Raw genomic sequence first — 14,879 nt, 5'->3', positions numbered from 1 at the left:
TTACGCGCCCTCGGGGCGACCCACGCGGCGCAGACCCAAAAGCCAGCGCGCGGCAAAGATCACCAGGGGATAGGCCAGCACGGTGGCCAGGAATTGCAGGATGACCTGTCCCAATGCCGGCACCGGCAGGACGAACAGGATCTGGACCAAGCGGTTCCCCAGCATCATCAGGCCGATCAGGGTCGTCACCCTGACCCATTCAACCATGAATGGCTGATCACGCCAACGGTGCTCGCGAAGTCGTGCGGCCTCGCTGCCCATCAGGACGAAGGCGGTCCACAGGCCAAGCGGGCGCATCAGCAGGATATCCTCGATCAGGACGGCGATCACGATGACCGGCGCCGACAGCTGGTCGGGGCGGCGCAGCACCCAGGCCAGGATCAGCGCCAGCGTCATGTCGGGTCCGGGCCAGCCCATGATGCCGCCCTTCAGCGGCAGCAGCCGGATGAACAACAGCACCGCCGCCGAAAGCAGGAACACCGCCGTGCCGGTCACGAAGCTGCGGCTTGGCAACTGGATCATGGCGCGGTGCCCGGATCCAGCGCATCGGTGGCGGATGCGGCCTCGACGGGGCTGTCGGGCAACATCGGGCCGATAAAGCCCTCGGCGCCGCGGCGGATGACGGCGGTGGTGTCGACAACGGCCTCGGCGGGATGGGACCGAAGGACGCGCAGGAATTCCAGCCGGCCATAGTCGGCGGCCATGCGGACGCGCATCCGCCCGTCCGTCCCTTGCGCCACCTGCCCCACCAGCAGCCCCGGCGGGAAAACTCCGCCATCGCCCGAGGTGACGATCCGGTCGCCCGGTCGCACGTTGTCGCCCGATTCGATGAATTCCAGCACCGGCAGGGGCGTGTTGTCCCCCGTGGCCAGCGCGCGTTCGCCCGTCGGCTGGACCACCACCGGGATGCGCGACGACGGGTCCGTCAGCAGCACGACCCGGCTGCTGCGCTGTCCCACGCCCGCGATCCGGCCCACCAGGCCCAGGCCGTCCATCGTGGCCCAGCCTTCGATGATGCCGTCGCGCGCGCCCACGTTCAGCAGCACCGATTGCCGGAACGCCGAACCACTGTCCATCGTCACCACGCCCGTGACGCTGGTCAGCGCCGGGTCCAAGCGGACATTGTTCTGTGCCAAAAGCTTGCTGTTTTCCTGTTCCAGCTGGACGGCGGCCTCTTTCCAAGCGGACATGCGCTGCAATTCGCGGCGCAATTCCTGGTTCTGTTCGTACAGCCGGGCATAGCTCTGGAAGCCCGCGACCATTTCAGAGACACGGGTCACCGGCACCAGCGCCCATTCGAAACGCGGCACGATCCGGTCGATCATGGCGGTGCGCATCTGTTCGGCGCGCGGGCTGTCGATGCGCCAGAACAGGAACAGCGCCAGCAGCGCAAGCGCCATCACCGCAATCAGGATGCGCCGGACAGGGGTGGCGAAATCTGGTCCTTTGCGGGCCATTCAGGAACTCCGCATGGGCAGATCAGCTGTCGTAGTCGATGACGTGGCGCAGCTGCTTTTCGAATTCCAGGGCCTTGCCGGTGCCAAGCGCGACGCAGCTCATGGGTTGGTCGGCCAGGCTGATCGACAGGCCGGTCTGCTCGCGCAGCGCCAGGTCCAGTTCGCCCAGCATCGCGCCGCCGCCGGTCAGCATCACGCCCCGGTCGACGATGTCGGCGGCCAGGTCCGGCGGGGTCGCTTCCAGCGCGACCATCACGGCCTCGCAGATGGCTTGGACCGGCTCGGTCAAGGCTTCGGCGATCATCGCCTGGCTGACCTCGATCTCCTTGGGGATGCCGTTCAGCAGGTCGCGGCCGCGCACCATCAGGGTGGCGCCGCGCCCGTCATCAGGCATGCGGGCGGTGCCGATGCTGGTCTTGATGCGTTCGGCGGTCGAATCGCCGATCAGCATGTTCTGGTTGCGGCGCAGATAGTTGATGATCGCCTCGTCCATGCGGTCGCCGCCGATGCGGACGGAACGGGCATAGACCACATCGCCCAACGACAGGACCGCCACCTCGGTGGTGCCGCCGCCGATGTCGACGACCATGCTGCCGGTCGGTTCGGTGATGGGCATGCCTGCACCGATGGCCGCGGCGATGGGCTCGGCGATCAGGCCGGCCTTGCGGGCACCTGCGGACAGGACCGACTGGCGGATCGCGCGCTTTTCAACCGGGGTCGCGCCATGGGGCACGCAGACGATGATCTTGGGCTTGGAAAACGTCGTGCGCTTGAAGACTTTCTTGATGAAGTGCTTGATCATCTGCTCGGCGCTGTCGAAATCTGCGATGACGCCTTCGCGCATCGGGCGGATGGCCTCGATGCTGCCGGGCGTGCGGCCCAGCATCAGCTTGGCGTCCTCGCCCACGGCCAGGACCTGACGCTTGCCGTCCTTGACGTGATAAGCCACGACCGAGGGTTCGTTCAGAATGATGCCCTTGCCCTTGACATAGATCAGCGTGTTCGCCGTCCCCAGGTCGATTGCGATGTCGGTCGAAAACAAACCGCCGAATGCCATGCCCGTATCCTTTTCGTGCCGGTTGGCCCGGCCTGCCCTGCTTTGAAATCAGTCTTGGGACCATGAACGGCCCTGAATCGCCCCTGCAGGCTTGGCCCCGTATAGAACCCTGACCCGCAGGCGAAAAGCCCCGATACACGCGAAACACGGCAAAGGCGGCTTATCGCGCGCGGGAAACGGGCCCGTTCCGCGACGGAAACGGGCCTTGGATTGATCAGTGCGAATACATGCTGATCTGCTTGGCGTCGCTGCCCTGCCCGGTCATCGCACGGCGCAGGATCAGCCGGTTCAGCGCGCCGACATAGGCCTTGACCGATGCCAGGATCGTGTCCGTGTCGGCGGCTTGGCCGGTGACGATGCGGCCCTCCTCCTCCATGCGGACGCTGACGGTGGCCTGGGCGTCGGTGCCCTCGGTCACGGCGTGCACCTGGTAAAGCTGCAGCCGCGCCTCGTGCGGAAAGATCTGTCGCACGGCCTTGAAACAGGCATCGACCGGGCCGTCGCCGGTGGTTTCGGCCTGTTTTTCGACGCCGTCGACCGTCATGGTCAGCTGCGCCGACTGGCCGTCCGTGCCGCAGATCACGCGCAGATGCTTGACCTGCAGGTGGTCGTCCTGGGTGTTGGCGGCAGCGTCCAGCACCAACGCGACGATGTCCTCGTCAAAGACCTCCTTCTTGCGGTCGGCCAGTGCCTTGAACCGCACGAAGATGTCCTTGAGCTGGTTGTCGCCCACCTCGTATCCCAGATCGGCCAGCTTGGCGCGCAGGGCGGCGCGGCCCGAATGCTTGCCCATGGCGATGTTGTTCTCGGTCAGGCCGATATCAGCGGGGCGCATGATCTCGAAGGTCTCGACGTTCTTCAGCACGCCGTCCTGGTGGATGCCCGATTCGTGCAGGAAGGCGTTCTTGCCGACGATGGCCTTGTTGAACTGCACCGGGAAGCCCGAGACCGAGGCCACGCGGCGCGAGATGCCCATGATCTTGGTCGTGTCGATGCCCGTCTGGAACGGCATGATATCGTTCCTGACCCGCATCGCCATCACCACCTCCTCCAGCGCGGTGTTGCCGGCGCGTTCGCCCAGGCCGTTGATCGTGCATTCGATCTGCCGGGCACCCGCTTCGACGGCGGCCAGTGCGTTGGCGGTCGCCATGCCCAGGTCGTTATGGCAATGCGTGGCAAAGATGATGTCGTCGGCGCCCGGCACGCGTTCCAGCAGCATGCGGATCAGCTGGGCACTTTCGCGCGGCGCGGTATAGCCGACGGTGTCTGGGATGTTGATCGTCGTGGCCCCCGCCTTGATGGCGATTTCCACCACGCGGCACAGGTAGTCATGCTCGGTCCGGGTGGCGTCCATGGGCGACCATTGGACGTTGTCGCAAAGGTTCCGGGCATGGCTGACGGTCTGCTCGATCCGTTCGGCCATCTGGTCCATGTCCAGGTTCGGAATGGCGCGGTGCAGGGGCGATGTCCCGATGAATGTGTGGATGCGCGGCTGGCGGGCATGCTTCACGGCCTCCCAGCAGCGGTCGATATCGGGGATCTGCGCGCGGGCCAGGCCGCAAATGACGCTGGTCTTGGCCATTTTGGCAATCTCGGAAACGGCGGCGAAATCACCTTCGGATGCGATGGGAAAGCCGGCTTCGATCACATCGACGCCCATTTCGTCCAGCATGCCGGCGATTTCCAGCTTTTCGGCATGGGACATGGTGGCGCCGGGGGATTGTTCGCCGTCGCGAAGCGTGGTGTCGAAAATCACGACGCGGTTCTTGTCGGTCATCTGTCTGTCTTTCTTACGGCCCGCATAGGGCTTTCTGCGTGTCTGGGGTTGGGACCCGGGCCATGACCTGACTGAGCGGCGGCCCGGACGACCCGCTCAGCGCAGCGTAAGACGCAACAGACCACGGAGATGCACGGCCGGAAGCGCCCCTCGGGGCGCTAGCATGGCGGCGGATATCTGGTGCTTCCGGATCATGGGGCCGAATATGCAGGCCCGGCCGGTGATTGAAAAGACAAAAATGCATCCGCCCGGTGGCGTCGCCCGACTGCGGCGTCGCCCGACTGCCGCACCCCGCCCCGGCCTTGCCCGCGACACAAGCAGTTCACCCGTCGCCGGGGCCGCGGGATATGTATCGCTACATTTTCGCTGGTCCTTGGCGAAAGCTGTGCCTATCCTTTCAGCACCGACATAATAAAACGAAAACCAACAGATGAGGGTAAGATGTCACGCAAACTGGTCGTCGGTTTCGACGGCAGCGATGCATCGCTGCGGGCGCTTGATTTCGCCATCTCACGCGCGCAGGCACAAGGGGACAGCCTGCTGATCGCCCATGTGCTGGAATGGTCGCCCTACAGCTTCCTGACCCCCAGCGAGCTGGAAGAACGCCACCGCCGCCGCAAGGAGGAACTGCTGCGCGCCGAAACGGCCGTCATGCGCCCCGTGATGACGCGCATGGAGCAAGCCGGCATCCCCTTCGAGACGACCATGCGCTACGGCCATATCGCCGAAACGCTCTGCCGCGTCGCCAAGGAATCCGATGGCGCGATGATCTTCATCGGCAGGATGGGCAATTCGGGCTTTGCCACCCGCATCTTCGGGTCGGTCGCGGCGACGCTGGCGCAGGTCGCGCCGGTTCCCGTCGTCATCGTCCCCTGAGCCTGCATGCGCGTCATCAACAAGGATAGCGAAATCATGAAACACACCACGAAGGCGCTGATGACGGCGGGCATGGCGGCCAGCCTGGCCGCAGGACCGGCCGCCGCGCAGGGGATCGACGAATCCATCAACGCGGCCTTTGCCAATTCGACGGGCTGGTTCGTCAGCCTGATCTTTTCCAACTTTCCCGGCACGTCCTTTCCCTGGATCGTCGGCTGGCTGGTGATCGCCGCGGTCATCTTCACATTGTATTTCGGCTTGGTGCAGCTGCGCTGCTTCGGCCACGCGATCGCGCTGGTGCGCGGCGATTATTCCGACCCCAATGACGCGGGCGAGGTCAGCCATTTCCAGGCCCTGACCACCGCCCTGTCGGGCACGGTCGGCCTTGGCAACATCGCGGGCGTCGCGGTGGCCGTGGGCATCGGCGGACCGGGGGCGACATTCTGGATGATCCTTGCGGGCCTGCTGGGCATGGCGTCCAAGTTCACCGAATGTACGCTTGGGGTGAAATACCGCAACGAATACGCCGACGGCACCGTGTCGGGCGGCCCGATGTATTACATGACCAAGGGCTTTGCCGAACGCGGCCTGCCGGGCGGCAAGATCCTGGCGGTCCTCTTCGCGATCTTCTGCATCCTGGGCAGCTTCGGCGGCGGGAACATGTTCCAGGCCAACCAGGCCCATGCCCAGATCATCAACGTGGTGGGCGACTATCCGGGCTGGATCACCGGCCTTGTCATGGCGGTCATCGTCTTCTTGGTCATCGTCGGCGGCCTGAAATCCATCGCCAGCGTGACCGAAAAGATTGTCCCCTTCATGGCCGCGCTTTATGTCGGCACGGCGCTGATCATCATCGCGATGAACTATGACATGATCGGGTCGGCCTTCGGCCAGATCTTTGCGGGCGCCTTCACCAATGACGGCGTGGTCGGCGGGGCCATCGGCGCGCTGATCCAGGGCTTCCGTCGCGCCGCCTTCTCGAACGAGGCAGGCATCGGTTCGGCCGCCATCGCCCACAGCGCGGTGCGCACCAAGGAACCCGTGACCGAGGGTTTCGTCTCTCTGCTGGAACCCTTCATCGACACCGTGGTGATCTGCACCATGACCGCGCTGGTCATCATCATCACCGGCCAGCTGATCACCGATCCCGAAACCGGCCTGTTCATCCTGAACGAATCCGGCAACGCGATCCGCACAGTGGGCGACAACACCGGCGTGGCGCTGACCTCGGCCGCCTTCAGCAGCTCGTTCGGGTGGTTCCGCTATGTGCTGGTGCTGGCCGTCGTGCTCTTCGCCTTCTCGACCATGATCTCGTGGAGCTATTACGGCCTCAAGGCTTGGACCTTCCTCTTTGGCGAGGGCCAGACCAAGGAACTGGTCTTCAAGATCATCTTCTGCATCTTCGTCGTCATCGGCGCCTCGGCGGGCCTGGGTCCGGTCATCGACTTCTCGGATGCGATGATCTTCGCCATGGCGGTGCCCAACATCATCGCGCTGTATCTGCTGATGCCGATCGTCAAGGCCGAGATGAACCGCTATCTGGGCCGCCTGAAATCCGGCGACATCCGCAAGTTCGAATAGGCGGCATCCCTACCGACGACCCTGATGGGGGCGGGCGCATCACGCGCCCGCCCCTTTTTGATGCGATCACCAGTGGCCCCCTTCGCAAATCTGTGGCAGGAGGCCAGCGGCTTGCACGCGGAAGAGAGGATCGTCACGTTGACCAAACCCAGTTTCGTTTACCAGGGTATGCGCCTGCCCTTCGCCCTGCTAGTGACCTGCTTTGCGGCATGGGGGATCGCGGCGAACATGACCGATCCGCTGGTGCAGGTCTTTTCCCGGATCTTCTCGATGACCACGCTGCAGGCGTCCTTCGTGCAATTCGCCTATTACGGGGCCTATTTCCTGCTGGCCCTGCCCGCCGCTTTCATCAACCGCCGCTTTTCCTATCGGACGGGCATCCTGACGGGGCTGGGCTGCGCCATCCTGGGCGCTTTCATGTTCTATCCCGCCGCCCATGCGATGACCTTCGGCTTCTTCCTGCTGGCGCTGTTCCTGCTGGCCGGGGGGCTGTCGATCCTGGAAACCTCGGCCAATCCCTTCGTCATGGACATGGGCCCCGAAGCCAACGCCACGCGGCGTCTGAACTTCGCCCAGGCCTTCAACCCGGTCGGCACCAATATCGGCGTCTTCCTGGCCGCCACCCTGATCCTGCCCAAGCTGAACATCGCATCCGCCGAGGATCGCGCCGCCATGGCCCCCGAGGCCCTGCGCGCCGTCCAGCAGGCCGAATTGCAGGCCGTGATGGTCCCCTATGTCGGCTTTGCCTTCGTCCTGCTGGCGATCTGGATCATGATCGCGCTGAAGCGCATGCCCACCCGGCATGAGCAAATCGAGGAAAGCGACACACCGGTCCATTTCCGCGCCACCCTGGGCCGCCTTCTGGCCAACCGCCATTACGTCTTTGGCGTCACGGCGCAGTTCTTCAACGTGGCCGCCCAGACCTGTGCCTGGACCTTTACCATCCAATACGTGATGGAAACCCTGCAACGCACCGAGGCGCAGGCCGGCTGGTACCTGCAGGCCAGCCTGCTGGTCTTTCTGGTGTCGCGTTTCGTGATGGTCGGCCTGATGGGCGTCATCCGCCCCGCCCTGCTGCTGCTGGTGATGGCGCTGGCGGGCACCGCGCTGTGCTTCTTTGCTGCCTCCGGGCCGGGCATCCTGGGTGCCTGGGCGGTCGTGGCGCTGTCGGCCTGTCTGTCGCTGATGTTCCCGACGATCTATGGGCTGGCGCTGCACGGGCTGGGGACCGACACCAAGTTCGGGGCTGCGGGCCTGGTCATGGCGATCCTGGGCGGGGCCGTGATGCCCTTGGTGCATGGCGGCGTCATGGACGCCTATGGCGCGGCCATATCCTATGTCGTGCCGGGCCTGTGTTTCCTGGTGGTGGCGGCCTACGGGCTCTTTGATCTGAAATCGGGCGACCGCGCGGGGTGATCCCCCCTCGCGCTTCGCGCCATGCGGTGGGTGCAAGGCGGACCTGTCCGGAATCCGGCTTGTCCCGCCCACCGATAGCGCCAACATTAGGGATGAACCTGATATGAAAGGAACAGCCCAATGCTTGGACAGTTCGGCATCTACAATTCCGCCCAAGGCCAGCGCCTGATGGCCCAGAAAAGCCCCCAAGGCCGCCGCTTCATGCTGCTGCCCCACGAGATCGGCGCCCTGAACGCTGCCTTCCCGACCCTGCGCCGCCTGCGCAAGCGTCTGGCGAACCGCACCCGGAACCGCATGCAACCCGCGCAGGCCTGAGCAGCCCTCAGGCCTGATGCCCGTCCCGCCGCCGCTGCGGGATCATCTGTTGCACCGCACCTGCCAGCAACAGCCAGACCGACGTCAGCACCAATCCCCAGATCGCCCAGCTTGACGGGTGGAAATCGACCCAGGCCGCGCGCCCGGCGAACAGCACCCACAGGATCGCGATGGTCAGCGACACCGGGCGCCACCGTTCGGTCCGGACGGGGTGGATGAACTTGATGTTGGTGAACATCGCGACGCTCAGCGCAGTGACGATGGCCAGGATCACGGTCCAATGCGGCTCTGTCGCGAACAGCACCAGCACCACCATGTTCCAGCAGCCGGGAAAGCCAGCAAAGGAATTGTCCTTGGTCTTCATCCGCGTATCCGCGAAATAGACGACGCTGCCGAAGACGATGACGATGATGGCGAACCAGCCCGTCCAGCCCGACAGCAGTCCCGACTGGAACAGCGCGAACGCCGGGATGAAGACATAGGTCAGGTAATCGATGATCAGATCCATCAGCACCCCGTCATAGGCGGGGAAATTCGTCTTGACGTCATAGCGCCGCGCCAGCGGCCCATCGATGCCGTCGACCACGAAGGCCACGACCAACCACAGGAACATCAACGCCCATTCGCCATTGGCGGCGGCCAGCATCGACAGCATGGACAGGACCGCGCCCGTGGCGGTCAGAAGATGGACGGACAGGGCTTTGTGTTGAATCTGCATGCGCAGTTTGTCGCAGGTTGCGCCGGGCTGCGCAACCGCACAGGCCGTCCCTGACGGCGGATCAGCGCAGGATCGGCGGTCCCTTGGGCCGGGGCGGCGCGACGACGGGTTCGGGCGGCGTCAGGTCGAAGATCAGCGCGCCCGTGGGGGCCACGGCCTCGGCAAAGCTGATATCGACGCCGCCGGGTTGCGGGGGCAGAAAGGCCAGCGCCTCGGACAGGGCCTTGGCGATGGCCGCCTGCCGATCCGCCGGCGCCCCCGAGATCAGCAGCAGATGGGATGCCGGCTGCCCGTCATCGCCCGCGATGCCCACCAGCGCCGCCCCCGCGATCAGCCCGCGCATATCGGCCAGCCGATCGCCAAGCGGCATGGCCAGCGCGTTCACGGTGCCGGCGTCCGGCGTGACCAGACGCAGGCGGGCCTCGTCCTCTTGGGGGGCGCTTTCCAGCGCACCGGTCAGCCAATCCAGCGTGGCCGCATCCAGCATCATCTGCGACGGATGGCCGGGATTGACCAGCAGCCCCGCCCCGTCCGCCTGCAGCAGCGCCGCCAGAACCCGCCCCGGCATCGCGGCATAGGCGACGGCCTGGCCAAAGAAATCCGCCAGCCGATCCTCGCCGTCGCAGGCGATGGCCACGCGGGCGCCGTCCAGATCGAACAGCTTCAGTTCGACCTGATCGCGCAGGGGCTCGCGCATCAGCGCGACCGCCACCTCGGTATCGGCCAGCCGCGACAGCATGCGGGCCCGCTGCGGGGCATCGGCGTCGTGGAAGGGAACAATGGCAAGATCGTCCAGAGCGGTCATTCCGGCAGGCCCTCGGTTTGGGGTTTCCCTTGCCCTAATCGCGTGACCGCGACGGAACAAGCCCTGCGACGATATTGCAGGATTGCACCTGATGCAAAAATCCGACCATATTCCTCGGATGAATCGTCGCACGCTGATCCTGACCGCCGCCCTTGCGCCCGTTCTGGCCGCGCCCCGCATCGCGCGGGCGGGGCTGTCCCCCATCCTTGCGCAGGCCGACCGGCTGGACCCGCTGCGCAATGTCGCCATATGGCGCGATGACGACAAGGGCGGCCACGAGGTCGCGGCCCAAGGCTATCACGGCTTTACCCCCGACCAGCCCACGAACATCAAGTCGGCATCGAAATCCATCATCTCTGCCTTGGCGGGCATCGCCATCGGCAAGGGCCTGCTGGAGGGACCGGACCAGAAGATCGCGCCCCTGCTGCGATCCGACCTGCCCGCCGATCCCGATCCGCGCCTGTCGCAGGTCACCATCGGCCATCTGCTGTCCATGCAGGCGGGGCTGGAACGCCAATCGGGCCAGAATTACGGCCGCTGGGTCAGCAGCGGCAACTGGGTCCGCACCGCACTGGCCGCACCCTTCACCGAAGATCCGGGCAGCCGGATGCAATATTCCACGGCCTCGACCCATCTGGTTGCGGCGATCCTGACCCGCGTCACGGGGCGACCGCTGCTGAACGTGGCGCGCGACTGGTTGGGCCCGATCCCGGGGTTCCGCATCACCGGATGGGACCGCGACCCGCAGGGCATCTATCTGGGCGGCAACCAGATGGCCATGAGCACCCGGTCCCTGCTGGCCTTCGGCGCCTGCTGCGCGCGCCAGGGCCAGGCCGCCGGCCGCCAGGTCATCCCCGCATTCTGGCTGGAGGACAGCTGGCAGCGGCGCACCAGATCGGTCTTTACCGGACAAAGCTACGGCTATGGCTGGTTCCTGACCCGCGTCGGCGGCAGGCCCGCGCGCTGCGCCTGGGGTTACGGGGGGCAGATGCTCTATGTCCTGCCCGAAACCCTGACCCGGCCCGCCATGGCCATCGCCATGACGTCGGACCCCGATCAGCCCTCGGCGAATAACGGATATCGAATCAGCCTCGACCGGCTGGCCGACAGCATGGTGCGCGCCATCTGAACGGCGCGCTGCCCGCCCTGCCTGCCTCAGTCGACGAAATCGCCCGCCTGGAAATTGCCCAGGTTGCCCAGCAGCTGTCCGATCAGCGACACTTCGGTGATGCTGCCCTCGGTCACGCGGCGCGACAGGGTGACGACGCGGCCGCGTTCCAGCCCAAAGCGTTCGACATTGCTGACGACGCCTTGGGGGGTAAAGGACACGGCGACGACCTGACGCTCGACCTCGCGCGAGGGGGCGGCGCCATAGCGGCGCCAGCGCGAACCGACGTAATACCAGCCCGAGCCCGTCAGCAGCCCCTGCGCCGAGGGACGCCCGATCAGCCCAGGCAGGTCATCCATCGTGGTCTGGCCCACGACGACCTCGGCCAGTTCCAGGTCAGGGGGGACATATCCGTGGTTGCGATAGACCGGAGCGCAGGCGGCAAGCCCGAGGACGGCAAGAAACGCCAGTGTCATCAGACTTCTGATGGCGGTCATGGGCAGGTTCCCTCCTTGGGGCGGTTGACGCGGCCCGCCCTGCCTAGCAAACTCGGGCACCCTGCTCAAGAATATCAATCGGCGGGGCAAGCCGGTGCATCGCGCAGCCTGTCCGCCACATCCGCACAAGAACCCCCGAGGCCCCCATGACAGCCCCCGAATCGCATCCGCAGCGCCTGCGCGTCGCGCATCTGAATCCCAACACGCCGACCGCCTTTCACCTGCGGCCCGGCGACCAGCCCCGCGCCGATATCGCGACCGAGCTTGGGCTGGACGGGCTGACGCGCCTGGATTTCCAGGGCCAGGTCCGCGCCGAGGGTCGTGACGGCTGGCTGCTGACTGGCAAGCTGCAGGCCCGCGTGACCCAGCCCTGCGTCGTGACGCTGAAACCGGTGCGCACCGACATCGCCGACGATGTCCGCATCCGCTTTACCCCGCACATGCCCGATGTCGAGGCCGAGGAGGTCGAGATGCTGGACGAGACGCTGGAGCCCTTGGGCAATTTCATCGACCTGACCGCCATCATGGTCGAGGCCCTCAGCCTGGCTCTGCCGGAATATCCCCGCGCCGAGGGTGCGCGGCTGGACGATGTGGCGCCCGACATCGCCGCCGAACCCGCCGCGGACACCCGCCGCCCCTTCGCGGGACTTGATCAGCTGCTGAAGAAGGATGGCGGCGAATCCTGACGACCGCTGCGTGGCCAAGGCGTGGCGCGGGGGCCACAACGCGCCCGCAAAAGCGCCGCATCGGCGTCCAAGGCCGCAAATATGGGGCATTTGGGCCGCTGACCTTGCGCAATTTGCCCCAAGCCCCCTCCACGAGGGCTTGCGGGCGGGGCCGTGATGACGTATCTGCGCGGTTCATTTACGAATTCAAATCCACGGTGTTCCTGCGTTTCGGCGCCGCACCCTGACAACTCGAGGTGGTGACATGGCTGTCCCTCAGAATCGCGTAACCCGCTCGAAGCGTAACATGCGCCGCGCGCATGATGCCCTGGTTGCGGGCAACCCGAATGAATGCACGAACTGCGGCGAACTGAAGCGTCCGCACCACGTTTGCCCGTCCTGCGGCCACTATGCCGACCGCGAAGTCGTCGCGCAGGCCAACGAGATCGACCTGGACGACGACGCAGCCTGATCGGGGCCTGCGCCGTATCCATATGATCGACGAAGCAGCGACCTCAGATACACCGCGCCCCTTGGATGACAAGGGTGGCGTGGTGATATCGGTTGACGCCATGGGCGGCGACCGCGGCCCATCGGTCGTGGTCGCCGGCATGGCGGAAAGCGCCGAGAAGAACCCGGAAATCCGCTTCATCGTCCATGGCGATGAAGCTGAACTGCGTGGTCTGATCGCGCGTCGCAAGTCGCTGGCCGGTCGCTGCGACATCCGCCACACGGAATCTGTCGTGACGATGGATGACAAGCCCAGCCAGATCGTCCGCAAGGGCGCGGGGACGTCGATGTGGTCGACGATCGAATCGGTCAAGCAGGGCGAGGCGCAGGTCGCCGTGTCCTGCGGCAATACCGGCGCGCTGATGGCGCTTTCGATGCTGCGGCTGCGCAAGCTGCCCGGCGTCAACCGCCCCGCCATCGCCTGCCTGTGGCCATCGCTGAACCCGCAAGGCTTCAACATCATGCTGGACGTGGGCGCCGATATCCGCGCCGACGCGCATGACCTGCTGCAATACGCGCTGATGGGCACCTCATATGCCCGCAACGGTCTTGGGCTGGAAAATCCGCGCGTCGGATTGCTGAATGTCGGCACCGAGGAACACAAGGGCCGGCCAGAGCTGAAGCAGGCGCATGAGTTGATCGAACAGGCGGCCCAAGGCGGCAGCTTTGACTATGTGGGCTTCGTCGAGGGCGGCGATCTGCCCTCGGCGCGCGTGGATGTGATCGTCACCGACGGATTCACCGGCAATGTCGCATTGAAGACCGGCGAAGGCACCGCCAAGTTGGTCGGAGCGTTCCTGAAGGACGCCTTCTCGAATTCGGTGATGTCCAAGTTCGCCGCAGTGCTGGCAATGACATCGCTGAAACGCCTGCAGAAACGCATCGATCCGCGCCGCGTGAATGGCGGGATCTTCCTTGGCCTGAATGGCACCGTCGTGAAATCGCACGGCTCTGCCGATGCGACGGGGGTCTCCGCCGCGATCAAGCTGGCCTTCACTCTGGCCAAGTCGGGCTTTCAGGACCGTCTGGCCGCCCGTGTCGCCCAGAGTGCAGCAGCCTCGGCCGGCACGGTCGAGACAGGAGCATCGTCTTGATTCGACGTTCGGTCATCCGGGGCAGCGGACATTACCTGCCCGAACGCATCGTGGAAAACAGCTGGTTCGAGGAACGGCTGGAAACGAGCGACGAATGGATCCGGTCCCGCACCGGGATCGAACGTCGCCATTTCGCCGCCGAAGGCCAAACCACCAGCGATCTGGGCATCCGTGCCGCCCGCGCAGCCCTTGAAGACGCGGGGCTGACGCCCGACGACATCGATGGCATCGTGGTCGCGACATCGACGCCCGACCTGACATTCCCATCGGTCGGAACGATGGTTCAGGCCGGTCTGGGCGTCAGGCGCGGCTTTGCCTATGACGTGCAGGCCGTTTGCGCGGGCTTTGTCTTTGCGCTGGCCAATGCCGATGCGATGATCCGCGCCGGCATGGCCGAACGCATCCTGGTCATCGGCGCCGAGACGTTTTCCCGCATCATGGACTGGACCGACCGCAGCACCTGCGTGCTGTTCGGCGATGGCGCAGGCGCCGTGGTGCTTGAGGCGCAGGACAGCGCCGGCACCAGCGATGACCGCGGCATCCTGTCGGCGGATCTGAACAGCGACGGCACCCATCGCGACCTGCTTTACGTCGATGGCGGCGTGTCCTCGACCGGCACGGCGGGCCAGTTGCGCATGCAGGGCAACCTGGTCTTCCGCCATGCGGTGGAAAAGCTTTCCAAGACTGCGGCCACCTCGCTGGCCAAGGCGCAGCTGACCGCCCAGGATGTCGATTGGCTGGTGCCGCATCAGGCGAACCTGCGCATCATCACCTCGACCGCGCAGAAGATGGGTCTTTCGATGGACAAGGTGGTCCTGACGGTCGCCGATCACGGCAACACCTCGGCGGCATCGATTCCACTGGCCCTGTCGGTCGCCAATCAGCAGGGCCGCTTCAAGCAAGGCGACCTCCTGGTGACCGAAGCGATCGGCGGCGGCCTCAGCTGGGGTTCGGTCGTCCTGCGCTGGTAAGGCGCGATACCTGACAGAACCAACGGCCCCGC

The 14,879-nt window shown here is 65.4% G+C and carries 16 protein-coding genes; 9 read left to right on the top strand and 7 right to left on the bottom strand.

Annotated features, from left to right (window positions below; all coding sequences use genetic code 11):
* The 4 genes from DKT70_RS09795 to DKT70_RS09780 form a co-directional block, all read right to left on the bottom strand.
* The gene (locus DKT70_RS09795; RefSeq protein ID WP_111558967.1) at positions 1 to 522 is read right to left on the bottom strand and encodes a rod shape-determining protein MreD; all 522 of its coding nucleotides are present in this window, start codon (positions 520 to 522) and stop codon (positions 1 to 3) included.
* Positions 519 to 1,457, bottom strand: coding sequence for a rod shape-determining protein MreC (gene mreC / locus DKT70_RS09790; protein WP_111558966.1), 939 nt, complete (start codon positions 1,455 to 1,457; stop codon positions 519 to 521). Before mreC ends, DKT70_RS09795 begins: the two co-directional genes overlap by 4 nt.
* A 22-nt stretch (positions 1,458 to 1,479) precedes the next feature.
* Positions 1,480 to 2,514 carry a rod shape-determining protein gene (locus DKT70_RS09785; protein ID WP_108500390.1) on the bottom strand — a complete coding sequence of 345 codons (1,035 nt, stop codon included), beginning with the start codon at positions 2,512 to 2,514 and terminating at the stop codon, positions 1,480 to 1,482.
* A 214-nt stretch (positions 2,515 to 2,728) separates the two neighbouring features.
* Positions 2,729 to 4,291, bottom strand: a complete 1,563-nt coding sequence (locus DKT70_RS09780) for a 2-isopropylmalate synthase (protein ID WP_111558965.1) — start codon at positions 4,289 to 4,291, stop codon at positions 2,729 to 2,731.
* 441 nt (positions 4,292 to 4,732) lie between these two features.
* On the opposite strand from DKT70_RS09780, the gene DKT70_RS09775 reads away from it, so the two are divergent.
* The 4 genes from DKT70_RS09775 (at position 4,733) to DKT70_RS09760 (ending at position 8,479) form a co-directional block, all read left to right on the top strand.
* The gene (locus tag DKT70_RS09775) at positions 4,733 to 5,167 is read left to right on the top strand and encodes a universal stress protein (RefSeq protein WP_072296403.1); all 435 of its coding nucleotides are present in this window, start codon (positions 4,733 to 4,735) and stop codon (positions 5,165 to 5,167) included.
* A gap of 36 nt (positions 5,168 to 5,203) precedes the next feature.
* Positions 5,204 to 6,748: an alanine/glycine:cation symporter family protein gene (locus DKT70_RS09770; RefSeq protein WP_111559001.1), complete on the top strand. Its 1,545-nt coding sequence runs from the start codon at positions 5,204 to 5,206 to the stop codon at positions 6,746 to 6,748.
* 138 nt (positions 6,749 to 6,886) lie between these two features.
* Positions 6,887 to 8,164 carry an L-fucose:H+ symporter permease gene (gene fucP / locus DKT70_RS09765; protein ID WP_199559564.1) on the top strand — a complete coding sequence of 426 codons (1,278 nt, stop codon included), beginning with the start codon at positions 6,887 to 6,889 and terminating at the stop codon, positions 8,162 to 8,164.
* A gap of 120 nt (positions 8,165 to 8,284) precedes the next feature.
* Entirely contained in the window at positions 8,285 to 8,479 is a 195-nt protein-coding gene (locus tag DKT70_RS09760) for a hypothetical protein (protein WP_111558964.1), read from the top strand.
* Positions 8,480 to 8,486: 7 nt separating this feature from the next.
* Here the strand turns inward: DKT70_RS09760 and DKT70_RS09755 are convergent, their stop codons facing one another.
* Together DKT70_RS09755 and DKT70_RS09750 are read right to left on the bottom strand one after the other, a co-directional pair.
* Entirely contained in the window at positions 8,487 to 9,197 is a 711-nt protein-coding gene (locus DKT70_RS09755; RefSeq protein ID WP_111558963.1) for a CDP-alcohol phosphatidyltransferase family protein, read from the bottom strand.
* A gap of 61 nt (positions 9,198 to 9,258) precedes the next feature.
* The gene (locus tag DKT70_RS09750) at positions 9,259 to 10,002 is read right to left on the bottom strand and encodes an SseB family protein (RefSeq protein ID WP_111558962.1); all 744 of its coding nucleotides are present in this window, start codon (positions 10,000 to 10,002) and stop codon (positions 9,259 to 9,261) included.
* A gap of 118 nt (positions 10,003 to 10,120) precedes the next feature.
* Here DKT70_RS09750 and DKT70_RS09745 point away from each other — a divergent pair, with 118 nt between their 5' ends.
* Positions 10,121 to 11,131 carry a serine hydrolase domain-containing protein gene (locus tag DKT70_RS09745; protein ID WP_111558999.1) on the top strand — a complete coding sequence of 337 codons (1,011 nt, stop codon included), beginning with the start codon at positions 10,121 to 10,123 and terminating at the stop codon, positions 11,129 to 11,131.
* Between the two features lie 26 nt (positions 11,132 to 11,157).
* On the opposite strand, the gene DKT70_RS09740 is transcribed toward DKT70_RS09745, so the two are convergent.
* A complete protein-coding gene (locus tag DKT70_RS09740) occupies positions 11,158 to 11,607 on the bottom strand; it encodes an outer membrane protein assembly factor BamE (protein WP_111558961.1) in 450 nt (149 codons plus the stop codon).
* Between the two features lie 146 nt (positions 11,608 to 11,753).
* Between DKT70_RS09740 and DKT70_RS09735 the strand changes: the two genes are divergently transcribed.
* The 4 genes from DKT70_RS09735 (at position 11,754) to DKT70_RS09720 (ending at position 14,847) form a co-directional block, all read left to right on the top strand.
* A complete protein-coding gene (locus tag DKT70_RS09735) occupies positions 11,754 to 12,293 on the top strand; it encodes a YceD family protein (protein ID WP_111558960.1) in 540 nt (179 codons plus the stop codon).
* Positions 12,294 to 12,537: 244 nt separating this feature from the next.
* Positions 12,538 to 12,744, top strand: coding sequence for a 50S ribosomal protein L32 (rpmF, locus tag DKT70_RS09730; RefSeq protein ID WP_072296409.1), 207 nt, complete (start codon positions 12,538 to 12,540; stop codon positions 12,742 to 12,744).
* Between the two features lie 22 nt (positions 12,745 to 12,766).
* A complete protein-coding gene (gene plsX / locus DKT70_RS09725) occupies positions 12,767 to 13,876 on the top strand; it encodes a phosphate acyltransferase PlsX (protein ID WP_111558959.1) in 1,110 nt (369 codons plus the stop codon).
* Positions 13,876 to 14,847 carry a beta-ketoacyl-ACP synthase III gene (locus DKT70_RS09720; RefSeq protein ID WP_199559565.1) on the top strand — a complete coding sequence of 324 codons (972 nt, stop codon included), beginning with the start codon at positions 13,876 to 13,878 and terminating at the stop codon, positions 14,845 to 14,847. The genes plsX and DKT70_RS09720 overlap by 1 nt, the downstream gene beginning before the upstream one ends.
* The last annotated feature ends 32 nt before the right edge of the window (positions 14,848 to 14,879 follow it).

The sequence above is a fragment of the Paracoccus sediminilitoris genome (assembly GCF_003259195.1).
In the GTDB taxonomy this organism is placed as follows: domain Bacteria; phylum Pseudomonadota; class Alphaproteobacteria; order Rhodobacterales; family Rhodobacteraceae; genus Paracoccus; species Paracoccus sediminilitoris.
This window is presented reverse-complemented; position numbering and strand designations above follow the sequence as displayed.